Genomic DNA, 26,572 nt, shown 5'->3' with positions numbered 1-26,572 from the left:
GTCCGTGAAGGCCAAATATTTGTCGAATGATGCACATCGATTGAGAATCTTTCAATGGCAATTGTGTGAAAGCGCTGTTTTTGACGTGGTCCGCATGCAACGGAACCGTGTTGTAATCGGTCGATATACACGGGCGTCATCTGACGCGGCACCGCCGTCGGCGGTGATCAATGCGGGGGAGCAGTTATGGGTGAGCGCAGGGCATTGTTGATTCTGCATGGCAAGCAGGCCATGAACGACGAGGTGCGCGCGGCGGTAATGGGCTTGCGCGAGCGCGGCTGGCAGCTCGATGTTCGACTCACCTGGGAGGGGGGCGATGCCCAGCGCCTGGTGCACGAGGCGCTGGCGGCGGGGTACCCGCATCTGGTGGCCGGTGGTGGCGACGGTACCCTGCGCGATGTGGCAGAGGCGCTGGCCCAGGCCCGGGGTGATGCCAGCCTGGCGCTATTGCCGCTGGGTACCGCCAACGATTTCGCACGGGCTGCCGGTGTGCCGCTGGAGCCGGACCAGGCTCTGAACCTGCTGGAGTTGCCGGCGCGGGCGATCGACCTGGGCGAGGTGGGCGGGCAGGTGTTCCTCAACATGGCCACCGGCGGTTTCGGCAGCCAGGTCACGGCCAGCACTTCCGAGGACCTGAAGAAGGTGATCGGTGCCGCGGCCTATCTGTTCACCGGGCTGTCGCGTTTCAGCGAGCTGCGTGCGGCCTCGGTGGAGCTGCAAGGTCCGGATTTTCACTGGCAAGGTCAGTTGCTGGCCCTGGGAATCGGCAACGGCCGCCAGGCCGGCGGCGGGCATGTGCTGTGCCCGCAGGCGCAGGTGGACGACGGGCTGCTCGATATCAGCATCCTGCCGGCGCCGCAGGAGGTGGTCGGCACTTTGCGTGACCTGCTGAGCGAGGGCCTGGGGCTGGACAATCTGTTTGTTCGCGCGCGCCTGCCGTGGGTCGAGATCAAGAGCGCCGAAGGCCTGGACATCAACCTCGATGGCGAGCCGCTGCAAGGCGACAGCTGGCGCTTCAGTGCGCTGCCGGGGGCGCTGCGCGTGCACCTGCCCGCCGAGTCGCCGCTGCTCAGTCGTCCAGGCTGATGATCTGTTCGCGCACGGCGAACAGCACCAGGCCCGCCACGTCGTAGATCTGCAGGCGTTTCATGATCTGCGAGCGGTGGGTCTCGACGGTCTTGATGCTCAGGCCCAGGCCGTTGGCGATTTCACGGGTGGATTTGCCGCGCACGATCAGGCGCAGGATTTCCAGCTGGCGCGCCGTGAGGTTGTGGTTCTCGACGGCCTCGGGCTTGCTGCTCTGGGCGCGCAGTAACGCCTGGTTGATCACGGTATGCGCGATGGCCGGGCTCAGGTAGCGCTCGTCGCTGCGCAGCGCGGCCAGTGCCTGCTCCAGTTCGGTGGCGGTGGTGTCCTTGAGCAGGTAGCCATGGGCGCCGATTTCCAGTGCGCGCATGATCAGCTCGGGGTCGGTGTGCATCGACAGGATCAGCACCTTGCTGCGACAGCCAGCAGCCTTCAGGCGGCCCAGGGCCTCCAGGCCCCCGGTCGAGCGCATCGAGATGTCCAGCAGCACGATATCCGGGTCCAGGCGCTGCACCAGTTCGAGCAGTTGGCTACCGTCGTTGGCCTCGCCTACCACGGCGTAGCCGGGTATGTCGGCGACCAGGGCGCGTACGCCGGCGCGAATCAGGGAGTGGTCATCCACCAGCAACAGATTACAGATCATGGGGTTTACTTGTATTGGCGCGTTCACGGGCACGCGGTGGCCAGGGGAACAGTACGTCGATGTGGGTGCCCTGGCCGGGTTGGCTGTTCACGCTCAGCCGGCCATTGAGCAGGTTGACCCGTTCACTCATGCCGGCCATGCCGCGCTGGCCCTCCTCGCCGGGGGCGGCAGCAGGCGTGAAGCCCTGGCCGTCGTCGCTGATCGATAGTGCCAGGCCTTCGGGGGTGCGCTCGATGCGCACGCTCAGGTTGCGCGCCCGGGCGTGTCGCAGAATGTTGGTGACGGCTTCCTGGGTAATGCGAAAGGCAGCGATGGCCATGTCTTCCGGAATGCCACCCAGGCGCTGCCTGCACTCCAGGCTCCAGTGCACGTCGGTGTTTTCCAGGGTGCGCAGCAGGTGCGCGCGCAGGCTCGCTTCAAGCCCCAGGCTGGCCAGTTGGCGTGGGTTGAGGATCGCCGACACATCACGCACGTTGGCCAGGGTGTCGTCCAGGGTGCTGCGCAATGTGGCGCAGTGTTCCTGCAGGTCGGCCGGCATGCGCCGTTGCAGCCAGTCTGCCTGCAGCTTGGCGGCTGTCAGCAGTTGGCCGATATCGTCATGCAGTTCGCGGCTCAGACGCTGGCGTTCGCTCTCCTGCACCTCGAGCAGGCGGTGGGCCAGCTCCTGGGGGCGCATGGCGATCGAGCGCGCGGCCTGGCGCAATTGCCAGCCAATTCCGAGCAGGGCGGCCAGCTGCAGTGCCAGCAGGCTGCCGGGCATCGGTGCCGCACGCAGGTACAGGTACAGGTTGGCCGCCGCCGACACCAGGCACAGCAGGGCGCTCAGCCAATGCAGCAGAGAAGCGCCCGGAGGGCCGCGCTTGAGTGTCTTGAGGCTTGAGAGCATAGGGAATGAAGCCACTGAAGTATCGCTGTTGAAAGCCGGTCGAATATCGCCCAACAGGCGTTTGGGGCAACGCCTGGATTTAACTTTGTGCAGTTTTGCCAACACTGGAATCAGACGATTTCAAGTGTGCTGAAAACGCCAAACTTCAGCACCGTGCATTGTCGGTGTGCAATTTGCGTCGGGCATAGTATCACTTCGCTTGGAAATGGTCGCGGGGCGTGAAAGATGTCCGAACTGTCAGTTTTACGGGCTGGTACGGTCGTTCCGGATGGTGCAAAGTCTAGCACTTTGCTATCACTGGTGGCGATACACAACTTGTCCTATATGCGCTGATATTGTTTTTGTATACAGCTGACAGAAACTCGCCGCCCACGCGTAAGTTAATGCTTAGTGTTGTGGGAAAGTGCTTTGAAATGATGTGCGGCGGGGAAATTTCCCACGCCGGTTAGTTGTGCAACTTCATGTGCCCAGGGCGGGTGCAGGGGCGGCGGGTGTGGCGGTCGCCTTGGCCGGTTCTGCGTGCAACTGCCGGAAGGTCTGTTCCAGTTCCTCCAGCAAGGCCAGTTGCTCCTGGGGGTCGAGGTTCAATTGGCCGGTGTGCGGGTCGATCAGTTCAAGCTGCCAGGCCAGCAGGCTCAGGCAGGCTTTCAGCTTGGGCAGTGCAGCGTGCAGGCGCGCGCGGCATTGCTGCGGTTCGAGCACATGACAGAGTTGGCGACAGAAGTCGGCGATCTGCGTCTGGGCCTGCAGGTGGGCACGCTCGGCCAGTGTGCCGAGGGTGTTCAGCAGGCAGTCGCACGCGTCGGTATCGTGGCCGATCAGGTCAAGGTGCGACAGGCACTCCTGAGCGCGGGTCAGCAGTACGTGGGCATCGACCTGAAAGTCGTGTAGGGCGCTGATGTCCGCAGTGGTGTCGGACATCAGTCGTTTCCTGCCAGGCGCAGACTGCGGATGGGGGCTGAAACGCCCTGGAGCCGGTGTTTTGGCAAGACGCTAGCATTGGTTGTGGACAACAAGGCAGTAGCGAGCAAAAGCCTGACTCCATTCATGCAATGAGAATGGCGTCACATTAATGGCTAAAGGATATTGCGAACATCAGGTCTCGCCCGATTGTGGCTAGGGGTTTCCCTGATGGCATTGGCTTGGTGTGATCGCTGATGACCTGCCGCGACTGCAAAACTGTTAGCGCAGTAAACCATGATGCTAAAGTGACATCAATGCCCCCCGCAGCATTTTATTTTGGGGGGTCAAGCCAAGACGAACGCGGCCGATACACGGTTGATAATTCAATTTTTGCGACACGCCTGGGGGTTGTTTAATGGCTGGCATTCTCGACACGGTAGACCAAAGGACGCAGCTGGTAGGCGAGAACCGTCTGGAAATCCTCATGTTTCGCCTGGCCGGGCGCCAACTGTTCGCGATCAACGTGTTCAAGGTGCAGGAAGTGCTGCAGATGCCCAAGTTGACCCTGATGCCGCAACGCCATGCGTATGTGTGCGGCGTGGTCAACCTGCGTGGGCAGACCCTGCCGGTGATCGACCTGTCCCAGGCCATCGGTATGCGCCCACTGGAGCCGGGGCCCAACAGCACCATCATCGTCACCGAGTACAACCGCTCGGTGCAGGCGTTCCTGGTGGGAGGCGTGGACCGTATCGTCAACATGAACTGGGAGGCGATCATGCCGCCGCCCACCAGTGCCGGGCGTCAGCATTACCTGACGGCCATCAGCAAGGTCGACGAGCAACTGGTAGAAATCATCGACGTGGAGAAAGTACTGGCCGAAATCGTGCCGTACAACGCCAAGGTGTCCCGCGACAAGCTGGAAGACCCGGTACTGGCGCAGGCGCGAGGGCGGGAGGTGCTGCTGGTGGACGACTCCACCGTGGCCCTGGCGCAGTTGCGTGAAACCCTGAGCCAGCTGGGGGTGAAGATGCATGTGGCCAGCGATGGCCTCAAGGCACTCAACCTGCTCAAAGGCTGGGCGGATGCCGGTGAGGACGTGTGCTCGAAGTTGCTGATGGTCTTCACCGATGCCGAAATGCCGGAAATGGACGGCTACCGCCTGACCACCGAGATCCGCAACGACCCGCGCCTGCGCAGCCTGTACGTGGTGCTGCACACGTCCTTGTCGGGCAGCTTCAACGAATCGATGGTGAAGAAGGTCGGTTGTGACAACTTTTTGTCCAAGTTCCAGCCCGACAAGCTGGTGGATGTGGTGCGCCAGCGCCTGATGCTGGACGAAGCGACCGTCTGAGCCGTTATCGACTGCCGGGCAGCGGTTGCCCGGCCCTCGGTGTAAGCTTGCGCCTTTATCATCCGGAGCCGGCCCATGCGTCTGAGCGCGTTGTATCGTTACCCACTCAAGTCGGCCCAGGCGCAAGCCCTGGGCCAGTCGCCGTGCGGCCTGCTGGGCTTGCTGGGTGACCGGCGCTGGATGCTGGTGGAGCAGGACAACGGACGTTTCCTGACCCAGCGCGCCTACCCGCAGATGAGCCAGTTATCGGCGCTGTACGACGCCGATGGCGGTCTGGTGCTCAGTGCCCCGGGTTTTGACCCCTTGCAGGTGGCGGTGCCGCAAGCGGACGCCAATCTGTGTGGGGCGACCATCTGGCGCGACACCCTGCGCGTACCGGATGCAGGCGATGCGGCGGCCGACTGGTTGAGCCGCTTCATCGGCAAACCGGTGCGCCTGGTGCATGTGCCCGAGCCGCGTACCCGCTATCTGCCGGCCGGCTACGGTGAGAACAGCGACCGTGTGGCCTTCGCCGATGGTTTCCCCTTGCTGCTGATCGGCCAGGCGTCGCTCGACGACCTGGTACAGCGGGTTGGGCGCCCCTTGGAGATGCTGCGCTTTCGGCCCAATCTGGTGGTCGAGGGCAGTGCGGCATATGCCGAGGATGGCTGGAAGCGCATTCGCATTGGCCAGCAGACCTTTCGGGTGCTTTCCCCGTGCACGCGCTGCATCCTCACCACCCTCGACCCGCAGACCGGCGAGCGCAGCCCCGATCGCGAACCCTTGACCACGCTCAAGACCTATCGGCAGAAGGAGGGGGATGTGCTGTTCGGCCAGAACCTGGTGGCCGACGGCGAGGGCATGCTGGAGGTGGGCATGGCGGTCGAGGTGCTGGAATAGCGACGGGCCGCTTCGCCAGCAAGGCTGGCCCCTGCACACGCACCGTCGCCTCCACAAGGTTGCGCTTCGACGTTGCCGGCGAAGCGCTGATCACCGCTTACTGATCGTCGAAAAACCGCTCGTGCCAATCCACCAGTGGCTGCGGTGAATTGAGTTTCTGCCCGTAGATCACCGAATACGACAGCACGTTCTGCACGTACTGGCGGGTCTCGTCGAACGGAATCGACTCCACCCATACGTCGAAGCTCAGGTGATCGGCGCCGCGCAGCCACTGGCGCACGCGTCCGGGGCCGGCGTTGTAGGCGGCCGAGGCCAGCACCCGGTTGCCGTTGAACTGGCCGTGCACCTGGCTCAGGTAGGCGGCGCCCAGCTGGATGTTCTTGTCCGGGTTCAGTACCTGCGCCGGCGAAGCCAGCGGGATGTTGAACTTGCGCGCCGTCTCCTTGGCGGTGGCCGGCATCAGCTGCATCAGGCCGCTGGCACCCACGTGGGAACGGGCATCGTCCATGAAGGCGCTTTCCTGGCGGGTGATCGCGAATACCCAGCTCGAGTGCAGGCCGCGTACCTTGGCTTCGCGTACCAGGGTGTCGCGGTGGGCCATCGGGAAGCGGATATCCAGGTCGTCCCAGTACTGGGCCTGGCTGATGGTGCGGATGGCCGGGAAGTACCAGCGCATTTCATAGGCCAGGCGCGCCTGGGCGACCATCTCGTCGCGGCTGAAATGACGGCTGACGTGGTACCACTCGCGGCGCCCGTCAACGATCTGGCCGCGGGCATGGAATTCCAGCGCGCGCCGCACGCCGGGCGTGTTGCGTACCTTGTTGATCAGTTGCTGGCTGAGCACCAGCGGCTTGTTGTTGAGCTGGTAGGGGGTCTGTGCACGATCGGCGGCCAGGAACCCGTAGAAGTCGCGTTCTCGCGCTACCGTCTTGTACAGCAGTGGAATCTGCGGGTTCTTCGGCTGCGCCAGCTCCAGGCTGCGCGCCTGCCAGTAGCGCCAGCGGTTGGTGGTGGCCAGGTCCTGGGGCAGGCGTTTGGTCAGCTCGTAGGCATCTTCCCAGCGGCCCAGGCGCAGCAGCAGGCGCAGGCGCCATTCGGTCACGGTGTTGTCGCGCAGCTCGGGGTCGTACTGGGTCATCAGGCCCAGGGCGCGGGGGTCGTAGCGCCGTGCCAGGGTAAGGCCGATTTCGCGGGCGATCGCCACCTTCTCGTCGCGGGAGAAATGCATGCGATTGGCGTAGTCGTCGAGCAGCGCCATGGCCCGCTCCGGGTCCTGGCGCGCCAGGCGGCGCAGGCCCAGGCTGACCACGTCGGACATCGCTTCGTTGACCGGGGTGAAGCGCCCGGGGTTGTTGAGCAGTTCGGGCTTCTGCGCCACATCCACCAGCAGGCGGCCTTGCGGGCCCAGGGTGTTCAGGCCTTTGATCAGGGTGTTGGCCAGGGCGTAGTTGCGCGCCTGGGCCGCGAGTTTGATGCGCTCCCAGCGCTTCTGTTCGGTCAGCTGGCCCTCGGCGGCCCAGCGGTCGAACAGCACGTCACAGGCCGCCGGCTGCGACTTGCCCACCAGCCACAGCTTGTCGGCGGTGGCGTAGCCCTCGGCGCGCAGGTTGTGGCTGAGCTGATACTGGCCGTTGAGGCAGTCGAGCTCGGTGAAGTTCAGCTTGGGGTCGTAGTACTTGACGAAGGGTTGCCAGTCGCCGCGCTCTGCCAGCCAGCGCAACCAGCGCAGTTTCATCCAGTTGGCCTGGGGCAGGTCGCCATGCTCGGCAAGAAACTTCTCGATCTCGGCGTTGCTGGCGCTCTTGAGGCGCGCCGTCAGTTCGTCGTAGGCCAGGTAAGGCTCCAGCGGATAATCACGCAGGGCCTGTTCGTAACGGCGGTAAGGGCCGCTGTCGCCCTTGGCCAGGGCACGCTTGGCTTCATCGTAGTACTGGCGTTGCTGGGTGAGGTCGGCGGCCTGGACGGTGCTGGCCGCGGTGGCGGAAAAAAGCAGACAGGATACGAGGCTGAGCAGGCTGCGGCGCATGATACTTCCGGACAGTTTGACCAAAACGAGTGTCGGCGGCGCCAGCACTGGTGGGATTACGTGCTTAAGCTTAGCCGTTTGCCGGGGGCGGAAGAAAGCATTGTGCTTGTATCGGCATGTAATGCAGGACTGCGGTCGGCACGCCGGTCGCGCTTAATGTGAAGCAGGCGCAACTCAGGTAGAATGCGCCCCCGGTTTTTGGAGAAGATCATGACCCTGCTCAAATTAAGCGATGTGTCCCTTGCGTTCGGCGCCATGCCGTTGCTGGACAAGGTGTCCTGGCAGATCGCCCGTGGTGAGCGGGTCTGCATCATCGGCCGCAACGGCACGGGCAAGTCGAGCATGCTGCGCCTGGTCAAGGGCGACCAGAAGCCCGACGAAGGCGATGTGTGGCGTGCCCCGGGCCTGAAGATCGGCGAGCTGCCGCAGGAACTGCCGGTGGCCGACGGGCGCACCGTGTTCGATGTGGTTGCCGAAGGCCTGGACGGTGTCGGTGCATTGCTCGCCGAGTATCACCACCTGAGCCAGAACATTCACACCGACGCCGACCTGGAAAAGCTCATGCACGTGCAGAGCGACCTGGAGGCGCGCGATGGCTGGCGCTTGCAGCAACTGGTCGACAGCACCCTGAGCCGCCTGCAACTGCCGGCCGACAAGACCCTGGCCGAGCTGTCCGGTGGATGGCGTCGGCGTGTGCTGCTGGCCCAGGCGCTGGTGTCCGAGCCCGACCTGCTGCTGCTCGACGAACCGACCAACCACCTGGACATCGGCGCCATCGCCTGGCTTGAAGATGCCCTGAGCGGCTTTGGCGGTGCCGTGCTGTTCATTACCCACGACCGTTCCTTCCTGCAGAACCTGGCCACGCGCATCCTCGAACTGGACCGTGGCGGGTTGATCGACTGGAACGGCGACTACGCCAGCTTCCTGGTGCACAAGGAAGCTGCGCTGGCTGCCGAAGAGACTGCCAACGCGCTGTTCGACAAGAAACTGGCCCAGGAAGAGGTGTGGATCCGCCAGGGCATCAAGGCCCGGCGTACCCGCAACGAAGGCCGCGTGCGCGCCCTCAAGGCACTGCGTGTGGAACGCAGCGAGCGTCGCGAGCGCCAGGGCAAGGCCAACATCCTGCTCGACGTGGCGGAAAAGTCCGGCAAGCAGGTGATGGTGCTGGAAAACGTCAGCTTCGCCCACCCCGATGGCCCTTACCTGGTCAAGGATTTCTCGATGGTCCTGCAGCGCGAGGACCGTATCGGCCTGCTGGGTGCCAACGGTACCGGCAAGACCACGCTGCTCAAGCTGATGCTGGGCGACCTGGAGCCAAGCTCGGGCAAGGTGGAGTCGGGCACGCGTCTCGAAGTGGCCTACTTCGACCAGTTGCGCCATCAGCTTGACCTGGAAAAGACCGTGATCGAGAACATGGCCGAAGGCCGTGACTTCATCGAGATCGATGGGCAGAACCGTCACGTACTGAGCTACCTGGGCGACTTCCTGTTCAGCCCCCAGCGTGCACGCACGCCGGTCAAGGCGTTGTCCGGTGGCGAGCGTGCGCGCCTGCTGCTGGCCAAGCTGTTCAGCAAGCCGGCCAACCTGCTGGTGCTCGACGAGCCGACCAACGACCTGGACGTGGAAACCCTGGAGCTGCTCGAAGAGGTGCTGGCGGGTTTCAAGGGCACCGTGCTGATGGTCAGTCACGACCGGGCGTTCCTCGACAACGTGGTCACCAGCACCCTGGTGTTCGAAGGCGAGGGCAAGGTGCGTGAGTACGTGGGCGGCTATCAGGATTGGATTCGACAGGGCGGTTCGCCCAAGCTGCTCGGCGTGACCGAAAGCAAGTCGGGCAAGTCCGAGCTCAACAGTGCGGTGGTCGAGGCCGTTGCACCCGAGCCTGCGGCAGCGCCGGTGGTCAATGAAGGCAAGAAGAAGCTCAGCTACAAGCTGCAGCGCGAGCTGGAGGCGCTGCCGGGGCAGATCGATGCCCTGGAGCAGAAGATGGCTGCGGTGCAGGCAGAGATTTCCGATGCAGGCTTCTATCAGCGGCCAATCGACCAGACCACCGCCGTGCTGGCCAGCCTCGAGAAGCTGCAGGGCGAGCTGGACACACTGGTGGAGCGTTGGGCCGAGCTCGACAGCTGATATGAAGAAGGCCCGCTGTGTCCAACAGCGGGCCTTCTGGTATCAGTCGGCCTTCTTCTGCAGGCGTACCGCCAGCACATCGCACGGTGCGCCGTGCAGCACGTCATTGGCGGTGGAGCCCAGCAGCAGCGCCAGGCCGTGGCGGCCATGGCTGCCGACCACGATCAGGTCGCACTTCTGGTCCTTGGCCAACTGGTGAATCTCCTGGCGAGGCTGGCCGTAGGTCAGGTGGGAATCGCCGCGGTTGATCTCCGGATACTTGTTGAACAGGCGGTCCATGCGCTCCTTGGCCTGGTCGAACTGTTGCTGCTGCAGTTGCGACAGGTCCATCGGCACGTCGCCGCCGAAGGCCATGGCCATGGGCTCGACGATATGTACCAGGGAAACCTTGGTGCCGTTGGGCGTGGCCAGCTCGCGAGCGCGCTTGATCACCGGGTCGCATTCTTCGGTCAGGTCGACGGCGACCAGAATGTGTTCGTAGGGCATGAGGGCTCTCCTGACAATCGCGATAGTTAAAGTATGGTCGGTTTCAGGCTGATCGCATCGATGTCGGCTAACCAGCTCATTTGCAAAGTCTTTATAGGAATAACAGATATGACGTTCTGGGTAGTAGTGTCAATCCTTGCGCTGATGCTCAGCCCCATGGTCTGGCTGTTGCCCTCGCGTCGCACCAGCGGGCGCATGGCCCTGCGCCTGGAGGCGCGGCGCATGGGGCTGGCCATGCAGCTCACCCCGCAGACCTGGCCGCACTGGCTGCCCGAAGAGCCGCCGCATACCTGCGCGCAGTATCATTGCGCGCGCCGTCGCGGGCATGCCGACAGCTGGAGCTACTGGCAGGTGACACCAGGGGTGTGGCTCAACCAGTGGCGCGAGCCCTGCGAAGATGCGCGCGTGCTCGAGCACCTGTCGCGCCTGCCGGCGAGTGTCTACAAGGTCGAGGCAAACCCGCAGATGATAGCGTTGTGCTGGGGAGAGAAGGGGGATGCCGCAGCGTTGCAGGACATTGCCCGGTTGCTCAAGGCGCTGGCGTGACCCGTGAGTCGTGTGATTGACCGCCAGGGCCAGCCCCATGGCGGGGCCGGCAACTGAATAAAAAAGGCCAGGCAGGCCGGAAACTTCTTCGATGCCCTCAGTGTAGCTGCGCTTTATCCCTTCGCCGCCTCTCTCGTGCGTATCCATGGCCGATCACCTGCATGAATGATGGCCAATCACCTACAGGCTGAACCCGCACCCCTTCGCTCAAAATGACCGTAAAGTCGCGTTTTGCTCGTGCTTTTGGGTATTTGACAACGGCAGGCTTTTCGGTGAATGTGTCCGTACCCAAATCAAACGGGCGTATGAATTGAGCGTTTGTATGTCACATGACGCTCGCAGAATCCCGACTATCGCGCTGACGGGTGTGCCTGGTGCCGAATTTCGTGCCAGCGTTCGGCGTGTACAGTTCAGCTTCCATATCGTGGAGATCAGTTGATGATTTACGAAGGTAAAGCCATCACGGTTAAGGCTCTTGAAAGCGGCATCGTCGAACTGAAGTTCGACCTCAAGGGTGAGTCCGTCAACAAGTTCAACCGTCTTACCCTGAATGAGTTGCGTCAGGCCGTAGACACCATCAAGGCAGATGCGTCGATCAAAGGTGTGATCGTCAGCAGCGGCAAGGACGTGTTCATTGTCGGCGCCGACATCACCGAATTCGTCGACAACTTCAAGCTGCCGGATGCGGAGCTGGTTGCAGGCAACCTCGAAGCCAACAGAATCTTCAGCGATTTCGAAGATCTCGATGTACCGACCGTTGCCGCCATTAACGGCATCGCGCTGGGCGGCGGCCTGGAAATGTGCCTGGCGGCCGACTTCCGCGTCATGTCGACCAAGGCCAAGATCGGCCTGCCTGAAGTCAAGCTGGGCATCTACCCGGGCTTCGGCGGTACCGTACGCCTGCCGCGCCTGATCGGCGCCGACAATGCCATCGAATGGATTGCCGCCGGCAAGGAGAACCGCCCTGAAGACGCACTGAAAGTCGGTGCCGTCGATGCAGTGGTGGTCCCGGAGAAACTTCAGGAAGCTGCCCTGGAACTGATCAAGCGCGCCATCAGCGGCGAGCTCGACCACAAGGCCAAGCGCCAGCCGAAGCTGGAAAAGCTCAAGCTCAACGCCATCGAGCAGATGATGGCCTTCGAGACCGCCAAGGGTTTCGTGGCAGGTCAGGCAGGCCCGAACTATCCGGCGCCGGTCGAAGCCATCAAGACCATTCAGAAAGCCGCCAACTTCGGGCGTGACAAAGCGCTGGAAGTCGAAGCCGCCGGCTTCGTCAAACTGGCCAAGACCTCGGCAGCCCAGAGCCTGATCGGCCTGTTCCTGAACGATCAGGAACTGAAGAAAAAGGCCAAGGCCTACGACGAGATCGCCCAGGACGTGAAGCAGGCCGCCGTACTCGGTGCCGGCATCATGGGTGGCGGCATCGCCTATCAGTCGGCCTCCAAAGGCACGCCGATCCTGATGAAGGACATCAACGAGCACGGTATCGAGCAGGGCCTGGCCGAAGCCGCCAAGCTGCTGGTCAGCCGCGTCGACAAGGGCCGCATGACCGCCGCGAAAATGGCTGAAGTGCTCAACGGCATCCGTCCGACCCTGTCCTACGGCGACTTCGGTCACGTGGACCTGGTGGTGGAAGCCGTGGTCGAAAACCCCAAGGTCAAGCAGGCCGTGCTGGCCGAGGTCGAAGACCAGGTCAAGGCGGACACCATCCTGGCTTCCAACACCTCGACCATTTCCATCAGCCTGCTGGCCAAGGCCCTCAAGCGTCCGGAAAACTTCGTCGGCATGCACTTCTTCAACCCGGTGCACATGATGCCGCTGGTGGAAGTGATCCGTGGCGAGAAGTCCAGCGAACTGGCGGTGGCCACTACCGTTGCCTACGCCAAGAAGATGGGCAAGAACCCGATCGTGGTCAACGACTGCCCGGGCTTTCTGGTCAACCGCGTGCTGTTCCCGTACTTCGGCGGTTTCGCCAAGCTGGTGAGCGCCGGTGTGGACTTCGTGCGCATCGACAAGATCATGGAAAAATTCGGCTGGCCGATGGGCCCGGCGTACCTGATGGACGTGGTCGGCATCGACACCGGCCACCACGGCCGCGACGTGATGGCCGAGGGCTTCCCGGACCGCATGAAGGATGACCGTCGTTCGGCCATCGACGTGCTCTACGAAGCCAAGCGCCTGGGCCAGAAGAACGGCAAGGGTTTCTATGCCTACGAGGCCGACAAGCGCGGCAAGCAGAAGAAGGTTGCCGACCCGTCGGTGCTCGAAGTGCTCAAGCCGATCGTCTACGAGCAGCGTGAAGTCAGCGACGAGGACATCATCAACTGGATGATGATCCCGCTGTGCCTGGAGACCGTGCGCTGCCTGGAAGACGGCATCGTCGAGACGGCGGCCGAGGCCGACATGGGCCTGGTCTACGGCATCGGTTTCCCTCCGTTCCGTGGCGGTGCACTGCGCTACATCGATTCGATCGGTGTGGCCGCGTTCGTTGCCCTGGCTGACCAGTACGCCGACCTGGGCGCGCTGTACCACCCCACCGAGAAGCTGCGCGAGATGGCCAAGAACGGCCAGAGCTTCTTCGGTTAAGCGCCCAACGACTAGAGCGAGAATATTGTATGAGCTTGAATCCAAGAGACGTCGTGATCGTCGACTTCGGTCGTACGCCGATGGGCCGCTCCAAGGGCGGCATGCACCGCAACACCCGCGCCGAAGACATGTCGGCACACCTGATCAGCAAGCTGCTGGAGCGCAACGTCAAGGTCGACCCGAGTGAAGTCGAGGACGTGATCTGGGGCTGCGTGAACCAGACCCTGGAGCAGGGCTGGAACATCGCGCGCATGGCTTCGCTGATGACCCAGATCCCGCACACTGCGGCCGGCCAGACTGTCAGCCGCCTGTGCGGTTCGTCGATGAGCGCGCTGCACACGGCTGCCCAGGCGATCATGACCGGCAACGGCGATGTGTTCGTGGTCGGCGGTGTCGAGCACATGGGCCACGTGAGCATGATGCACGGCGTGGACCCCAACCCGCACATGTCGCTGTATGCGGCCAAGGCCTCGGGCATGATGGGCCTGACCGCCGAGATGCTGGGCAAGATGCATGGCATCAGCCGTGAGCAGCAGGACGCCTTCGGTCTGCGTTCGCACCAGCTCGCCCACAAGGCGACGGTCGAAGGCAAGTTCAAGGACGAAATCATCCCGATGCAGGGCTATGACGAGAACGGCTTCCTCAAGGTCTTCGACTACGACGAAACCATTCGCCCGGACACCACCCTGGAAAGCCTGGCGGCTTTGAAGCCGGCGTTCAACCCCAAGGGCGGCACCGTGACAGCGGGTACCTCCTCGCAGATCACCGACGGCGCCTCGTGCATGATCGTGATGTCGGCCCAGCGTGCCCAGGACCTGGGCATCCAGCCGCTGGCGGTGATCCGCTCGATGGCGGTGGCCGGCGTGGACCCTGCGATCATGGGCTACGGCCCGGTGCCGGCAACCCAGAAAGCCCTCAAGCGTGCGGGCCTGAGCATTGCCGATATCGACTTCTTCGAGCTCAACGAAGCCTTCGCTGCACAGGCCCTGCCGGTGCTCAAGGATCTGAAAGTGCTCGACAAGATGGATGAGAAGGTTAACCTGCACGGCGGCGCAATCGCCCTGGGTCACCCTTTCGGTTGCTCCGGTGCGCGGATTTCCGGCACTCTGCTCAATGTCATGAAGCAGAATGGCGGTACCCTGGGTGTTTCGACCATGTGCGTCGGCCTTGGTCAGGGGATCACCACCGTCTTCGAACGCATCTAAGCGTTTCGTTGTCGGAAGCCGGGGCCTTGTGCCCCGGTTTTTTGCTTTTTGCAGATTTTTTTTCAAGAGGGTTGGCAGCATGCAGATACAACCAGGCGTATACCGGCATTACAAAGGGCCTGAGTATCGTGTATTCGGTGCCGCGCGCCATTCCGAGACCGAGGAGTGGGTGGTGTTCTACCAGGCCCTGTACGGCGATTTCGGCCTGTGGGTACGCCCGCTTTCGATGTTCACCGAGTCGGTCGAGGTTGACGGCGAGCACGTGCCGCGCTTTGCTTTGGTCGAGGCCGAACCCGAGCTGTTTTCGCGTGCCGATGCGCAAGTGGGCTAACCTTCGGCGCTTGACCTCACTCTGTTGCCACTATATATAGCGGTGCCACGTCAGGTACCTGCCGTGTTTTTATTTTCGTTATTCAGGAATTTTCCGATCCATGGGCAAATCGCTGGTCATTGTGGAATCCCCGGCTAAGGCCAAGACCATCAACAAGTACCTGGGCAACCAGTACGTGGTGAAGTCGAGTATCGGCCATATCCGAGACCTGCCCACCAGCGGTTCCGCCAGCAAGGAGCCTGCTGCCAAGCGCGGCAAGGCTGCTGCCGGCGAGGCACCCGCGCTGTCGCCGAAAGAAAAGGCGCGCAAGCAACTGGTGGCGCGCATGGGCGTCGACCCGGACCACGGCTGGAAGGCCAAGTACGAGATCCTTCCGGGCAAGGAAAAGGTCATCGAGGAGTTGCGCCGCCTGGCCAAGGATGCCGACACCATCTATCTCGCAACCGACTTGGATCGCGAGGGGGAAGCCATTGCCTGGCACCTGCGCGAAGCCATTGGTGGGGATGACAGCCGCTACAAGCGCGTGGTGTTCAACGAAATCACCAAGAAGGCCATCCAGGAGGCCTTCTCCCAGCCGGGCGAGCTGGACATCGACCGTGTCAATGCACAGCAGGCGCGTCGCTTCCTCGACCGCGTGGTGGGCTACATGGTCTCGCCACTGCTGTGGCAGAAGATCGCCCGTGGCCTGTCGGCCGGCCGGGTGCAGTCGGTGGCCGTGAAGCTGGTGGTGGAGCGTGAGCGCGAGATTCGCGCGTTCATCCCCGAAGAGTACTGGGAAGTGCACGCCGACCTGGGTACTGCCAAGGACGCCAAGGTGCGCTTCGAGGTGGCTCGCCAGAACGGCGAGGCCTTCAAGCCGCTCAACGAAGCCCAGGCCATGGCCGCGCTGGAGAAGCTCAAGGCTTCCAGCTACACCATTGCCAAGCGTGAAGACCGCCCGACCAGCAGCAAGCCCTCGGCGCCGTTCATCACCTCGACCCTGCAGCAGGCGGCGAGCAATCGCCTCGGCTTCGGCGTGAAGAAGACCATGATGATGGCCCAGCGCCTGTACGAAGCCGGCTACATCACCTACATGCGTACCGACTCGACCAACCTTTCGGTCGATGCGGTGGAAATGGCGCGCAGCTACATCGAAAGCGAGTTCGGCAAGAAGTACCTGCCAGAAGCGCCGATCGTCTACGGCAGCAAGGAAGGCGCACAGGAAGCGCACGAAGCGATCCGACCTTCGGACGTGGCCACGCACCCGACCAAGCTCAGCGGCATGGAACGTGATGCCGAGCGCCTGTACGAGCTGATCTGGCGCCAGTTCCTGGCCTGCCAGATGCCGCCGGCGCAGTACCTGTCGACCACCGTCAGCGTCACGGCGGGCGAGTTCGAGTTGCGTGCCAAGGGCCGTATCCTCAAGTTCGACGGTTACACCCGTGTGTTGCCGCAGCAGAGCAAGCCGGGCGATGACGATGTACTGCCGGAAATGAACCAGGGCGAAGTGCTCAAGCTCATCAAGCTCGACCCGAGCCAGCACTTCACCAAGCCGCCGGCACGTTTCTCGGAAGCGAGCCTGGTCAAGGAAATGGAAAAACGCGGTATCGGTCGTCCATCCACCTACGCGGCGATCATCTCCACCATCCAGGACCGTGGCTATGTGACCCTGCACAACCGCCGCTTCTACTCCGAGAAGATGGGCGACATCGTGACCGAGCGTCTGTCCGAGAGCTTTTCCAACCTGATGGACTACGGCTTCACCGCCGGCATGGAAGAGAACCTCGACGATGTGGCCCAGGGCGAGCGCGACTGGAAAAACGTGCTGGACGAGTTCTATGGCGACTTCAGCAAGAAGCTGCAACTGGCTGAAGATGCCGAAAAGGGCATGCGTGCCAACCAGCCGACCCCGACCAACATTGCCTGCAAGGAATGCGGCAGGCACATGATGATCCGCACAGCCTCCACGGGTGTGTTCCTCGGTTGCTCGGGCTACAGCCTGCCGCCCAAAGAGCGTTGCAAGGCCACCGTGAACCTGGTGCCAGGTGACGAGATTGCCGCCGACGACGAGGGCGAGTCCGAGTCGCGCGTGCTGTTGGGCAAGCACCGCTGCCCGATCTGCGCCACGGCGATGGACGCCTACCTGCTCGACGAGAAACACAAGCTGCACATCTGCGGCAACAACCCCGATTGCACGGGCTACGAGATCGAGGAAGGCAGCTACCGCATCAAGGGCTACGAGGGCCCGAGCCTTGAGTGTGACAAGTGCGGCAGCGAGATGCAGCTCAAGACCGGTCGTTTCGGCAAGTTCTTCGGCTGTACCAACCCGGAGTGCAAGAACACCCGCAAGCTGCTCAAGAGCGGCGAGGCGGCGCCGCCGAAGATGGACGCGGTGAAGATGCCCGAGCTCAAGTGCGAGAAGGTCAACGACACCTATGTGTTGCGTGACGGGGCTTCGGGCCTGTTCCTGGCCGCCAGCCAGTTCCCGAAGAACCGCGAGACCCGCGCCCCCCTGGTGATGGAGATCGTGCCGCACAAGGACGAGATCGATCCGAAGTATCACTTCCTCTGTGAGGCGCCGAAGAAGGACCCGGACGGTCGCCCGACGGTGATCCGCTACAGCCGCAAGACCAAGGAGCAGTATGTGCAGACCGAGGTCGACGGCAAGCCGACCGGCTGGCGAGCGTTCTATGACGGCAAGGCGTGGAAGGTGGAAGACAAGCGCTAAGCGATAGAATCGGCTACAAGAGGCTGCATCTGGTGATCCTGGACGCAGCCTTTTTTTTAGTCATGTCAGCGAACGGTTGTGAGGTTTGATCGGGACGTTTCTCCGCCAGGGCTGTACACCATCGAGCAGAGGCAAGCAGATGAGTCAGGAAATGTTGGAAGCAGGGCCGCAGTCGGCCAGAATCCTGTCGGTGTTCGATTTCGATGGCACGCTGACCCGCCGTGACAGCTTTGTACCTTTTTTGAGGTTCGCTTTCGGCAACGGCTTTTTTGCTCGCCGCATGCTGCGGATGATCTGGCCAAGCCTGCGCTATCTGGGGCGGCGGATCAGCCGCGATGAACTCAAGGCCCAGTTGATCCAGACGTTTCTTGCGGGTGTGAAAGAGCAATGGGTCGCGCAGAGGGCGGTGGCGTTCAAGTCGCAGGCGTGGGCCCGGCTGATGCGCCCGCAGGGCGTGATTTCGGTGAAACAGGAACTGGCCTCTGGTGCCGAGGTGACGATCTGTTCGGCATCGCCGGCGCTGGTGCTCAAGCCCTTTGCCGAACAGTTGGGCATCAAGCTGATCGGCACCGAGCTGGAGGTGATCGATGGCGTGCTGACCGGCAGGATCAGTGGCGACAATTGCCGCTGCGAAGCCAAGGTTCTGCGCCTGGAGGCGGTTTACGGGGTGCTGACGCAGTACCGCATGCGCGCCTGGGGCGACACGCGGGGCGACCATGAGCTGCTGGCCGCGGCTCAGGACGCACATTGGCGGCACTTTCATCCCGCGTGGCAGCGTGGCCGCCTGCGCATCGAAAAGATCTACGGCCCGGTCACCCCGGCCACGCCGAAAGACTCGGCTGCAACCACGGTTGGCGGTTTGCCGCGCAACGATGACCGCAAGGGCGGTTGAGCCTCACGCCTGCGGTGATTCAGCTTGCGTGCCTGCGATCCATCACAGAAACTGAGCCCCCGCCTCACACTCCCTCGGAGCGCGCCTCGATGGCCCAGGAACTCTATACCCGTACCAACCAGAAGATCTATTTCGCCGGTCTGGCCCTGGAGGCACTGGGCAAGGCGCAGGACAGTCGCGCCATGAACGCCCAGGCGCAGACCCAGGCCGAGCGGGAGTCTGCGCTGTTTCACCTGTATGGTGCGCTGTTGGGGCTGTGTCATGAGATCGGTGGCTATTATCGCTTGCCCCAGGCCGGCGCGCTGCGTGCCGAGCAACTGCTGAGCCGTGAAGTACTGGCGACCATCGCCATTCCCGAGCTGGCTGAACTGGTCGAACTCGCCGAGCAGCCTGAAACCTGGCTGGCGCAACTGCTCAGGGCTTATGCCGATTTGTTCCGACCACCTGTCGCGACCAAGGCGCCCAAAGGTGATGTGACCCAACCGTTGATTCAGGCCGTGAGCCTGGATGAACCCGAGGCGCCAGCGCTGTCGCGCGAAGAACTGGAGAGCTGGCGGCAGAATCTCAAACGCCTCGTGGTGCGTTTTCGCGAAGGTCTGAGTGAGTGCTGATCCTGCCAGTGGCTGGTACAATGCCGGCCTTTCCTGGAGAACAGTCTTTTATGCCCACGTCCTTTCTAGAAATTGTAGAGTTGCCTGACGGTCGCATCGAGTTGCGCCGCGCCGAGGACGAGGGGTCGTTGGTAACCCTGGATTTTTCGGAAGATGCCAAGGCGTTCCTGCAGGGCCAACACGTCGAGGTGGCCAAGGCCATGCTCAGCGTTGGTGTGCAGATGGCCGGCAAGTTGGTTGAAGGCGAGATCGAACAGGAACATGCAGGCCCACGGGTTCTGCACTGACCGTCAGTATCCGGCTTCCTCGTCCTGAGGAAGCCTGCTGCATACCCTTCGAGCGTTCAGCGAGTATCAGCCCAGGCGGATATTCAGGCTTTGTGCGTCACCCGCACGGGCAGCATTGGTCAGTTGCAGGCGGGCGCCGTTGCTGACCGGATTGAACCAGGTGACCACCGTATGGCTGCGCCCCAGGCGCAGGGCATCACAGGCCAGTTGCAGCGCACTCTGGTTGCCGCGAGGCTGCAGCAGCAGTATGCGTTCGCGGTTGAGCCCTGCGTCCCTCAGCCAGGCCTGGGTAAGGCTGCCGGGCGGGGCGATCAGGGTAAGCCAGCGGGCGTCATGCTCTTCACTCAGTTCGCTCAGGTCGCGTAGCACCGGTGCCAGCAGGCTTTGGCAGTGCTCCAGCGCGCCACGCAAGGACAGCTCGCTGAATGCCTGCGGCTTGTTGCTTTGCCGGGCGGGCTGCCTGGTTTTGACCCGCGGCAGTACCGGCTGGGCCAGGAATGCTTCGAACAAGGGCAACTGTGCTTGCTGTGGTACGTGGGGGAACTGCATGACGCCTCCTTATTAGCGGCGGATAACGCCGACGCTCAAGCCCTCGATGACCAGGTCCTGCTCTTTCAGGTTGACTTCGATAGGGGCGAATTCGGGGTTCTCGGCGATCAGCCAGACCTTGTTGCCTTCCCGTTTGAAGCGCTTGACCGTGACTTCGTCACCCAGGCGGGCTACGACGATCTGACCATTGCGCGCTTCGCGGCAGGTGTGTACGGCCAGCAGGTCGCCGTCGACGATGCCGACGTCCTTCATGCTCATGCCGTGCACGCGCAGCAGGTAGTCGGCGCGGGGGTGGAAGAAGGCCGGGTTGATGGCGCAGGATTCCTCGATGTGCTGCTGGGCGAGGATAGGGGCACCCGCAGCCACGCGGCCAATGATGGGCAGGGCGTTTTCATCGGGCTTGCTCTCGAGCCCCGGAATGCGGATGCCGCGCGAGGCGCCAGGGGTCATCTCGATTGCACCCTTGCGGGCCAGTGCCTTCAGATGCTCTTCGGCGGCGTTGGGGGATTTGAACCCCAGTTCCTGGGCGATTTCCGCGCGGGTGGGCGGGAAGCCGTTGTCTTCGAGGCAGCGCTTGATGAAAGCCAGAATCTCAGCTTGGCGTGGCGTCAGTTTTAGCATGTCGATCGCTCTGTCTTTTTATACAGTGACTGGGATTATATACAGTGATAGCGGCAAGCTACAAGCGGCAAGCTCCAAGCGTGCCCGCAGCTGCCTGCCGCTTCCGGCTTGTGGCTTGTCGCTGCCTTCAATACCATGACCGGCCGGGCACAAAACGCCCGTGCGTACTTGACAGAACCCTGCCTTGAAACGTATGTTTCAAACAAGTGTTTGTCTCGCGGAGTAGTCATGGCCCAGTCGGAAACCGTTGAACGCATTCTCGATGCTGCCGAGCAGCTGTTCGCGGAAAAAGGTTTTGCCGAAACCTCATTGCGGCTGATCACCAGCAAGGCCGGCGTCAACCTGGCGGCGGTGAACTACCATTTCGGTTCGAAGAAGGCGCTGATCCAGGCGGTCTTCTCGCGTTTTCTAGGGCCGTTCTGCCAGAGCCTGGAGCGTGAGCTCGAGCGGCGCCAGGCGCGCCCCGAGCACAAGCCCAGCCTTGAAGAACTGCTGGAGATGCTGGTCGAGCAGGCGCTGGTGGTGCAGCCGCGCAGCGGCAATGACCTGTCGATCTTCATGCGCCTGCTGGGCCTGGCCTTCAGCCAGAGCCAGGGCCACTTGCGTCGTTACCTCGAAGACATGTACGGCAAGGTGTTCCGCCGCTACATGCTGCTGGTCAACGAGGCCGCGCCGCAGATTCCTCCCCTTGAACTGTTCTGGCGCGTGCATTTCATGCTCGGCGCTGCAGCGTTCAGCATGTCGGGCATCAAGGCCCTGCGCGCGATTGCCGAGACCGATTTCGGGGTCAATACCTCGATCGAGCAGGTCATGCGCCTGATGGTGCCGTTCCTGGCCGCCGGCATGCGTGCCGACAGCGGGGTCACGGACGAGGCGATGGCGGCGGCGCAGTTGCGTCCGCGCAGCAAGACCAGCCACGCCCCGGTGCCGGCAAAGGCCTGATTCCCCGGCTGGGCGGCACAGCCGGCTTCGGCTAAGCTAGCGCCCATGCCTATTCTCGATTTGCTGCACATTTCCATCGCCGACCAGTGCCTTTATGGGTTCGCCCAGGGGCGACTGGCGGTGCGTCTTGCGGTGTCCACCGCACTCAATGGCCCGGGCGAGCACAACGGCTCCGGTTGTACACCGCGCGGGCTGCATCAGGTGCGTGCGAAGATCGGCGCGGGCTTGCCCCAGGGCGCGGTGCTGCGCGGGCGTCGCTGGACCGGCGAGGTCTGGACGCCCGACCTGCACGCGCAGTTCCCTGGGCGCGACTGGATTCTCTCGCGCATTCTCTGGCTCAGCGGCCGCGAGCCGGGGCGCAACCGCCTCGGGCCCGTGGATACGTTCCGCCGCTATATCTACCTGCACGGCACGCCCGACAGCGAACCCATGGGTGTGCCGTTGTCCCACGGCTGCATACGCCTGCGCAACGCCGACCTGGTAGCGCTGTTCGACCGGGTGCCTGTGCATTGCCCGGTACAGATCGAAGAAGCCGCCTGCCCCCAGTGGGCGAGCGCGCCCCTCAACTGAAGGATCATTTATGAGTACCCGCCTGCAAGGCTCCCTGATGGTCGACGTGGCCGGCACCTGGCTGACTGCCGAAGACCGCCACCTGCTGCGTCAGCCCGAAGTGGCCGGCCTGATCATCTTTGCCCGCAACATCGAATGCCCGCGCCAGGTGCGCGAACTGAGTGCGTCGATTCGTGCCGTGCGCCCGGACCTGATCCTGGCCGTGGACCAGGAGGGTGGTCGCGTACAGCGCCTGCGCCAGGGCTTCGTGCGCTTGCCCGCGATGCGTGCGATTGCCGACAACCCCAATGCCGAGCGCCTGGCCGAACACTGCGGCTGGCTGATGGCAACCGAAGTGCTGGCGGTAGGGCTCGACTTGAGCTTTGCCCCGGTGCTGGACCTTGACCACCAGCGCAGCGCGGTGGTTGGCAGTCGCGCCTTCGAGGGTGACCCGCAGCGCGCCACCTTGCTTGCCGGTGCCTTCATTCGCGGCATGAACGCGGCGGGCATGGCGGCCTGCGGCAAGCACTTCCCGGGGCATGGCTGGGCCGAGGCGGATTCGCATGTGGCGATACCCACCGACGAGCGCAGCCTGGAGCAGATCCGCGCAGCCGACCTGGTGCCGTTCACACGCCTGAGTGGGCAGCTGGCGGCGGTGATGCCGGCGCACGTGATCTATCCACAGGTCGATAACCAGCCGGCCGGCTTCTCGCGGCGCTGGCTGCAGGAGATTCTGCGTGGCGAGCTGGGCTTTGACGGGGTGATCTTCAGCGATGACCTGTCGATGGCCGGTGCGCATGTGGTGGGGGACGCCGCCAGCCGTATCGAGGCGGCGCTGAGTGCCGGTTGCGACATGGGCCTGGTGTGCAATGATCGGGCGGCTGCCGAGCTTGCGTTGTCCGCGGCGCAGCGGTTGAGGGTGAGGCCGTCGCCGCGAATCGCGCAGATGCGCGGGCAGGGTTTTGCGCGTACCGATTACCGCCAGCAGCCCCGCTGGCTGGAGGCGCTTGGCGCGCTGAAGGATGCGCAACTGATCGACTGAGGTCCTGCGCCGGCAAGGCTGGCTCCTGCAGGTGCTGCGATACCTGTAGGAGCCGGCCTTGCCGGCGAAAGGCTCAACTAATTTTCGCGGCCTGCCGCTTCCCGGGCAACGGCGCAAACAGCGCATCAATGTCTTCATCCGCCAGCTTCCAGTCCCCCGCCTGACGCCCCTCCAGCAAGCCTGCAGCCAGCGCTGCCTTCTCCTGTTGCAACTTCTGGATCTTCTCTTCCACCGTGCCCCGTGTAATCAGCTTGTAGACGAACACCGGCTTGTCCTGGCCGATGCGGTAGGCGCGGTCGGTGGCCTGGTTTTCGGTGGCCGGGTTCCACCACGGGTCATAGTGGATCACCGTGTCGGCCGCGGTGAGGTTGAGGCCGGTGCCGCCCGCTTTGAGGCTGATCAGAAACAGTGGCGTCTGCAGGCTCTGGAACTGCTGCACCGGGGTGCGCCGGTCGCGGGTTTCACCGGTCAGCAGGCTGTAGCGGACGCCACGCTTGTGCAGCTCCTGCTCGATCAGTTCGAGCATCGAGGTGAACTGCGAGAACAGCAGGATGCGTCGCCCTTCGCTGAGCAGTTCGTCGAGCATCTGCATCAGGCTGCCCAGCTTGCCCTTGTCCGAATGGGTGGTTCTTGGCGCAATGCTTTTGACCAGGCGCAGATCGCAGCACACCTGACGCAGCTTGAGCAACGCATCCAGAATCACGATCTGGCTGCGTGCCGCGCCGTTGCGGGTGATTTCCTCGCGGACCTTCCTGTCCATCGCCACCCGCACCGTTTCGTAGGTGTCGCGCTGCGCGTCGCTCAGCTCCACCCAATGCACGATCTCGGTCTTGGCCGGCAGTTCGCGGGCCACCTGTTCCTTGGTGCGGCGCAGCAGGAATGGCTTGATGCGCGCGGCAAGATGCGCCATGCGCTCGACGTCGCCATGGCGTTCGACAGGGGTGCGGTAATCGCGGCTGAAGGCCTTGCTGTCGCCCAGCCAGCCGGGTAGCAGGAAGTGGAAGATCGACCACAGTTCGCCCAGGTTGTTTTCCATCGGTGTGCCGGTCAGGCACAGGCGCTGGTTGGCCTGGATCTCGCGCGCCGCTTCGGCGGCCTTGCTGTTGGCGTTCTTGATGTTCTGCGCTTCATCCAGAATCAGCAGGTGCCAGGGCTGCGCGGTGAAGTGAGCCAGGTCGCGGGGCAGCAGGGCGTAGGTGGTCAGTACCAGGTCGTACTGGTCAAGGTCGGCGAAGTGTCGGGTGCGGCCGGGGCCATGCAGGGCCAGCACGCGCAGCTGCGGGGTGAAGTGCTGCGCTTCGTCGAGCCAGTTGGGGATCAGGCTGGTCGGCATCACGGCCAGGGCAGGGCCCTGCAGGCGCCCCGCGTTCTTTTCGGTGAGCAGGTGCGCCAGGGTCTGCAGGGTCTTGCCCAAGCCCATGTCGTCGCCCAGGATCCCGCCGACCTCCAGTTCGCGCAGGGTCTGCAACCAGTTCAGGCCTTCGAGCTGGTAGGGTCGCAGCGTGGCGTTCAGGCCCTCGGGGGCGGCGATGTCGGTACGCCTGGACTCGCGCAGGCGGCGGGCAAAGTCGCGTACCCGGTCGCCGCCGCGCCAGGTCAGCGCCATGTCGTCGATGCTGCTCAGGCGCGCGGCATCCGGCGCTGCCAGGCGCAGCGAAGGCCCGCTGTCATTGCCCAGGTACAGCTCGCCCAGGGTGGCCATCAGCGGCTTGATGCGTGCGTAGGGCAAGGCCACGCGCAGCGCCGGGCTGTCATGGCGGGCGCGGTTCAGGTCGATCAGCAGGTGCTCGTCGTCGCTGCGCCGGGCCAGTTCGCTGGGGCGCAGCAGTTCGGGGTTGCTGCGCAGCAGGTGCAGCACGATCGGCAGCAGGCTGTGGCGCTGGCCGTTGACCACGATGCCCAGCTCCAGGTCGAACCATTCGCGCCCCGGCGCTTCCTCGACATCGGCGTACCAGTCGTCGATGTCATGCAGGTTGAAGGCGAAGTCGGGCCTCACTTCCACCTCCCAGCCGGCTGCACGCAGGGTATCGATGCCGGTGCGGGCGAACTGCAGCCAGGCCTGGTCGTCGGCCATCTGCAGCATTTCGCCGGCGCTGTCGGGCAATGCCTTGCTCTGGCGCGTGGCAACGCTGAAGCCCATTTTCTTCAAGGTCTGGCGCAGCGCCTTTTCGGCGTCTGGCTGACGCTGGATACGCTGGCGGACGTTGCCGTCGATACGGATGACTTCGCTGCTGCTCTTGTCGCTGGTGCGCTGCCCGTCATAGGTGAACGCCAGTGCCGCACGGTGTTGCAACTGGCGCTGCATCTTGCCGGTCTTGGGCATGTAGGCGGTGAATTCGTAGCTGCCCAGGGTGAGGTGCGCAACAGCCGGTACATTTTCGATGACCTGGTTCTGGTAGGTCGCCGTGGCTGGAGGCGGCGGAAAGTCGTTGGCCGTCAGCCGCTCCGTCAGGGTGTACAGCGCCGCTGCGCAATGCTTGCAGTTCTGGCGGACAGGGCAGCTGCAGGTGGCGATCAGGAGGGGGTGAACGTCGCCTTCGATCAGCAGGGTCTGCCGGTAGAGGTTGCCGCCGGACCCGTGGCACAGGGTGGTCGCGCCCTTGTCGTCAACCGAAACGAGCCTGACGCGCTTGTTGTCTGCATAGTCAAGCCCTCGGGTGAGGGTCTTGGGGCCGAATTGTTCGCGCCAGAGCTTGCTCTTGAGCGCGCGCTGCAGTGTGGTCGACATGGCTCTACTGTTCCATCATCTCCGCTTCAGCAGGAGAGGTGGTGCGTGTGCCGGCGGCGATCACTTTGAACAGGACCGCCAGGTGCCCGCCATCGAGGAAGGTCAGTTCGTTGTTCTTCACCGTGCTGTTGACCTGCCTGAGCTGTTCGCTCTGGATCACGCTGCCATTGCCATCGAGCTGGTTGACCCAGAAGTTGGCCTGCACTTCGATGAAACGGCCCTGCCTGAGGCTGACATTGCCTTCGACCGGGAAGTGGCCGAACTGCTCCTGGCCCTCGCTGATGGCAACCCGCGACGGTTCGCTGCCTACCTGCTGCTGCCAGGCCTTGTGCAGCAGCACGGTGTAGTTGCTGTCGGCGGCCAGCTTTTCGGCCTGTGCGGTCAGCACCGGCTTGCGCACGTCGTAGTCGCTGGGGGCCTTGGCGCCCTGGCGCCAGTCTTCCGGGGCGAACTGGCTGGTGATCGCGGGCACCGCATTCTGGCGCAGCAGGAACATCTCGACCTGGTACTGGCTGTCGGCAAAGGCGGCCGGCGCAATCAGCGCCAGCAGCAGGGTCAAGCTACGAATTGCACGCATGGATCATCC

At 63.3% G+C, this 26,572-nt stretch carries 24 protein-coding genes; 15 read left to right on the top strand and 9 right to left on the bottom strand.

The features are described 5' to 3' along the window. Nucleotides 1-186 precede the first annotated feature (186 nt). A complete protein-coding gene (gene yegS, locus LOY33_RS17370) occupies nt 187-1,086 on the top strand; it encodes a lipid kinase YegS (protein ID WP_043864580.1) in 900 nt (299 codons plus the stop codon). Here yegS and LOY33_RS17365 read toward each other — a convergent pair. The 3 genes from LOY33_RS17365 to LOY33_RS17355 all read right to left on the bottom strand — a co-directional run bounded on the left by LOY33_RS17365 (nt 1,070) and on the right by LOY33_RS17355 (nt 3,536). After that, on the bottom strand, nt 1,070-1,729 hold the full coding sequence (locus LOY33_RS17365) for a response regulator transcription factor (protein ID WP_043864579.1): 660 nt from the start codon (nt 1,727-1,729) through the stop codon (nt 1,070-1,072). The two genes, yegS and LOY33_RS17365, sit on opposite strands and share 17 nt — an antisense overlap. Continuing rightward, nucleotides 1,719-2,615 (bottom strand): sensor histidine kinase, encoded by an 897-nt coding sequence (locus tag LOY33_RS17360; protein ID WP_043864578.1) that lies wholly within the window; start codon nt 2,613-2,615, stop codon nt 1,719-1,721. The genes LOY33_RS17365 and LOY33_RS17360 overlap by 11 nt, the downstream gene beginning before the upstream one ends. A 459-nt stretch (nt 2,616-3,074) precedes the next feature. Next, nucleotides 3,075-3,536 (bottom strand): histidine kinase, encoded by a 462-nt coding sequence (locus LOY33_RS17355; protein ID WP_258659445.1) that lies wholly within the window; start codon nt 3,534-3,536, stop codon nt 3,075-3,077. Nucleotides 3,537-3,933: 397 nt separating this feature from the next. Between LOY33_RS17355 and LOY33_RS17350 the strand changes: the two genes are divergently transcribed. Next, nucleotides 3,934-4,869 (top strand): chemotaxis protein CheV, encoded by a 936-nt coding sequence (locus LOY33_RS17350; RefSeq protein WP_043864576.1) that lies wholly within the window; start codon nt 3,934-3,936, stop codon nt 4,867-4,869. A 75-nt stretch (nt 4,870-4,944) separates the two neighbouring features. Continuing rightward, the gene (locus tag LOY33_RS17345) at nt 4,945-5,748 is read left to right on the top strand and encodes an MOSC domain-containing protein (protein WP_258659444.1); all 804 of its coding nucleotides are present in this window, start codon (nt 4,945-4,947) and stop codon (nt 5,746-5,748) included. Between the two features lie 97 nt (nt 5,749-5,845). Here LOY33_RS17345 and LOY33_RS17340 read toward each other — a convergent pair whose 3' ends face one another. Then, on the bottom strand, nt 5,846-7,774 hold the full coding sequence (locus LOY33_RS17340) for a transglycosylase SLT domain-containing protein (RefSeq protein ID WP_043864574.1): 1,929 nt from the start codon (nt 7,772-7,774) through the stop codon (nt 5,846-5,848). A gap of 210 nt (nt 7,775-7,984) precedes the next feature. On the opposite strand from LOY33_RS17340, the gene LOY33_RS17335 reads away from it, so the two are divergent. Continuing rightward, nucleotides 7,985-9,904, top strand: coding sequence for an ATP-binding cassette domain-containing protein (locus tag LOY33_RS17335; RefSeq protein ID WP_043864573.1), 1,920 nt, complete (start codon nt 7,985-7,987; stop codon nt 9,902-9,904). 42 nt (nt 9,905-9,946) lie between these two features. Here LOY33_RS17335 and LOY33_RS17330 read toward each other — a convergent pair whose 3' ends face one another. Then, a complete protein-coding gene (locus tag LOY33_RS17330) occupies nt 9,947-10,390 on the bottom strand; it encodes a universal stress protein (RefSeq protein ID WP_043864572.1) in 444 nt (147 codons plus the stop codon). A gap of 108 nt (nt 10,391-10,498) precedes the next feature. On the opposite strand from LOY33_RS17330, the gene LOY33_RS17325 reads away from it, so the two are divergent. The 8 genes from LOY33_RS17325 (at nt 10,499) to LOY33_RS17290 (ending at nt 19,555) form a co-directional block, all read left to right on the top strand. Further along, nucleotides 10,499-10,936, top strand: coding sequence for a hypothetical protein (locus tag LOY33_RS17325; RefSeq protein WP_043864571.1), 438 nt, complete (start codon nt 10,499-10,501; stop codon nt 10,934-10,936). 438 nt (nt 10,937-11,374) lie between these two features. After that, nucleotides 11,375-13,522, top strand: coding sequence for a fatty acid oxidation complex subunit alpha FadB (gene fadB, locus LOY33_RS17320; protein WP_043864570.1), 2,148 nt, complete (start codon nt 11,375-11,377; stop codon nt 13,520-13,522). A gap of 29 nt (nt 13,523-13,551) precedes the next feature. Beyond that, nucleotides 13,552-14,727: an acetyl-CoA C-acyltransferase FadA gene (fadA, locus tag LOY33_RS17315; protein WP_043864569.1), complete on the top strand. Its 1,176-nt coding sequence runs from the start codon at nt 13,552-13,554 to the stop codon at nt 14,725-14,727. Nucleotides 14,728-14,806: 79 nt separating this feature from the next. Next, on the top strand, nt 14,807-15,058 hold the full coding sequence (locus LOY33_RS17310) for a DUF1653 domain-containing protein (protein ID WP_054916193.1): 252 nt from the start codon (nt 14,807-14,809) through the stop codon (nt 15,056-15,058). A gap of 100 nt (nt 15,059-15,158) precedes the next feature. Beyond that, nucleotides 15,159-17,765: a type I DNA topoisomerase gene (gene topA / locus LOY33_RS17305; RefSeq protein ID WP_043864567.1), complete on the top strand. Its 2,607-nt coding sequence runs from the start codon at nt 15,159-15,161 to the stop codon at nt 17,763-17,765. Nucleotides 17,766-17,904: 139 nt separating this feature from the next. Then, on the top strand, nt 17,905-18,657 hold the full coding sequence (locus tag LOY33_RS17300) for an HAD-IB family hydrolase (protein ID WP_058541331.1): 753 nt from the start codon (nt 17,905-17,907) through the stop codon (nt 18,655-18,657). 89 nt (nt 18,658-18,746) lie between these two features. Next, nucleotides 18,747-19,268 carry a DUF6586 family protein gene (locus LOY33_RS17295; RefSeq protein ID WP_043864566.1) on the top strand — a complete coding sequence of 174 codons (522 nt, stop codon included), beginning with the start codon at nt 18,747-18,749 and terminating at the stop codon, nt 19,266-19,268. Between the two features lie 50 nt (nt 19,269-19,318). Next, nucleotides 19,319-19,555, top strand: coding sequence for a hypothetical protein (locus tag LOY33_RS17290; protein WP_043864565.1), 237 nt, complete (start codon nt 19,319-19,321; stop codon nt 19,553-19,555). Nucleotides 19,556-19,621: 66 nt separating this feature from the next. Here LOY33_RS17290 and sulA read toward each other — a convergent pair whose 3' ends face one another. Together sulA and lexA are read right to left on the bottom strand one after the other, a co-directional pair. Continuing rightward, complete coding sequence (gene sulA, locus LOY33_RS17285; RefSeq protein WP_054916190.1) at nt 19,622-20,104, bottom strand: SOS-induced cell division inhibitor SulA; 483 nt, start codon at nt 20,102-20,104, stop codon at nt 19,622-19,624. 12 nt (nt 20,105-20,116) lie between these two features. Beyond that, complete coding sequence (gene lexA, locus LOY33_RS17280; RefSeq protein ID WP_043864563.1) at nt 20,117-20,725, bottom strand: transcriptional repressor LexA; 609 nt, start codon at nt 20,723-20,725, stop codon at nt 20,117-20,119. A gap of 228 nt (nt 20,726-20,953) precedes the next feature. Here lexA and LOY33_RS17275 point away from each other — a divergent pair, with 228 nt between their 5' ends. The 3 genes from LOY33_RS17275 to nagZ are packed head-to-tail and all read left to right on the top strand — an operon-like array spanning nt 20,954 to nt 23,258. Continuing rightward, nucleotides 20,954-21,667 (top strand): TetR/AcrR family transcriptional regulator, encoded by a 714-nt coding sequence (locus LOY33_RS17275; RefSeq protein WP_043864562.1) that lies wholly within the window; start codon nt 20,954-20,956, stop codon nt 21,665-21,667. 45 nt (nt 21,668-21,712) lie between these two features. After that, entirely contained in the window at nt 21,713-22,237 is a 525-nt protein-coding gene (locus tag LOY33_RS17270) for a L,D-transpeptidase (protein WP_177333000.1), read from the top strand. Nucleotides 22,238-22,259: 22 nt separating this feature from the next. Then, a complete protein-coding gene (gene nagZ, locus LOY33_RS17265; protein ID WP_173925092.1) occupies nt 22,260-23,258 on the top strand; it encodes a beta-N-acetylhexosaminidase in 999 nt (332 codons plus the stop codon). 73 nt (nt 23,259-23,331) lie between these two features. On the opposite strand, the gene LOY33_RS17260 is transcribed toward nagZ, so the two are convergent. After that, on the bottom strand, nt 23,332-25,986 hold the full coding sequence (locus LOY33_RS17260) for a DEAD/DEAH box helicase (RefSeq protein WP_058541330.1): 2,655 nt from the start codon (nt 25,984-25,986) through the stop codon (nt 23,332-23,334). Between the two features lie 4 nt (nt 25,987-25,990). Continuing rightward, nucleotides 25,991-26,563: a CsiV family protein gene (locus tag LOY33_RS17255; RefSeq protein ID WP_043864559.1), complete on the bottom strand. Its 573-nt coding sequence runs from the start codon at nt 26,561-26,563 to the stop codon at nt 25,991-25,993. Between the last annotated feature and the right edge of the window lie 9 nt (nt 26,564-26,572).

Source organism: Pseudomonas sp. B21-036, assembly GCF_024748925.1.
Taxonomy (GTDB): Bacteria; Pseudomonadota; Gammaproteobacteria; order Pseudomonadales; family Pseudomonadaceae; genus Aquipseudomonas; species Aquipseudomonas palmensis.
Note: the sequence above shows the minus strand (reverse complement) of the source record. Positions and strands in the feature narration are given on the sequence as shown.

Excerpts from the sequence above, each read along its gene's own strand:
- LOY33_RS17295 (WP_043864566.1), top strand. The coding sequence starts at position 18,747 with ATGGCCCAGGAACTCTATACCCGTACCAACCAGAAGATCTATTTCGCC.
- LOY33_RS17365 (WP_043864579.1), bottom strand. The coding sequence starts at position 1,729 with ATGATCTGTAATCTGTTGCTGGTGGATGACCACTCCCTGATTCGCGCC.
- LOY33_RS17260 (WP_058541330.1), bottom strand. The coding sequence starts at position 25,986 with ATGTCGACCACACTGCAGCGCGCGCTCAAGAGCAAGCTCTGGCGCGAA.
- LOY33_RS17300 (WP_058541331.1), top strand. The coding sequence starts at position 17,905 with ATGAGTCAGGAAATGTTGGAAGCAGGGCCGCAGTCGGCCAGAATCCTG.
- LOY33_RS17275 (WP_043864562.1), top strand. The coding sequence starts at position 20,954 with ATGGCCCAGTCGGAAACCGTTGAACGCATTCTCGATGCTGCCGAGCAG.
- LOY33_RS17330 (WP_043864572.1), bottom strand. The coding sequence starts at position 10,390 with ATGCCCTACGAACACATTCTGGTCGCCGTCGACCTGACCGAAGAATGC.
- LOY33_RS17340 (WP_043864574.1), bottom strand. The coding sequence starts at position 7,774 with ATGCGCCGCAGCCTGCTCAGCCTCGTATCCTGTCTGCTTTTTTCCGCC.
- lexA (WP_043864563.1), bottom strand. The coding sequence starts at position 20,725 with ATGCTAAAACTGACGCCACGCCAAGCTGAGATTCTGGCTTTCATCAAG.
- sulA (WP_054916190.1), bottom strand. The coding sequence starts at position 20,104 with ATGCAGTTCCCCCACGTACCACAGCAAGCACAGTTGCCCTTGTTCGAA.
- fadB (WP_043864570.1), top strand. The coding sequence starts at position 11,375 with ATGATTTACGAAGGTAAAGCCATCACGGTTAAGGCTCTTGAAAGCGGC.
- LOY33_RS17270 (WP_177333000.1), top strand. The coding sequence starts at position 21,713 with ATGCCTATTCTCGATTTGCTGCACATTTCCATCGCCGACCAGTGCCTT.
- fadA (WP_043864569.1), top strand. The coding sequence starts at position 13,552 with ATGAGCTTGAATCCAAGAGACGTCGTGATCGTCGACTTCGGTCGTACG.
- LOY33_RS17355 (WP_258659445.1), bottom strand. The coding sequence starts at position 3,536 with ATGTCCGACACCACTGCGGACATCAGCGCCCTACACGACTTTCAGGTC.
- LOY33_RS17350 (WP_043864576.1), top strand. The coding sequence starts at position 3,934 with ATGGCTGGCATTCTCGACACGGTAGACCAAAGGACGCAGCTGGTAGGC.
- LOY33_RS17255 (WP_043864559.1), bottom strand. The coding sequence starts at position 26,563 with ATGCGTGCAATTCGTAGCTTGACCCTGCTGCTGGCGCTGATTGCGCCG.
- topA (WP_043864567.1), top strand. The coding sequence starts at position 15,159 with ATGGGCAAATCGCTGGTCATTGTGGAATCCCCGGCTAAGGCCAAGACC.
- LOY33_RS17310 (WP_054916193.1), top strand. The coding sequence starts at position 14,807 with ATGCAGATACAACCAGGCGTATACCGGCATTACAAAGGGCCTGAGTAT.
- yegS (WP_043864580.1), top strand. The coding sequence starts at position 187 with ATGGGTGAGCGCAGGGCATTGTTGATTCTGCATGGCAAGCAGGCCATG.
- LOY33_RS17325 (WP_043864571.1), top strand. The coding sequence starts at position 10,499 with ATGACGTTCTGGGTAGTAGTGTCAATCCTTGCGCTGATGCTCAGCCCC.
- LOY33_RS17290 (WP_043864565.1), top strand. The coding sequence starts at position 19,319 with ATGCCCACGTCCTTTCTAGAAATTGTAGAGTTGCCTGACGGTCGCATC.
- LOY33_RS17360 (WP_043864578.1), bottom strand. The coding sequence starts at position 2,615 with ATGCTCTCAAGCCTCAAGACACTCAAGCGCGGCCCTCCGGGCGCTTCT.
- LOY33_RS17335 (WP_043864573.1), top strand. The coding sequence starts at position 7,985 with ATGACCCTGCTCAAATTAAGCGATGTGTCCCTTGCGTTCGGCGCCATG.
- LOY33_RS17345 (WP_258659444.1), top strand. The coding sequence starts at position 4,945 with ATGCGTCTGAGCGCGTTGTATCGTTACCCACTCAAGTCGGCCCAGGCG.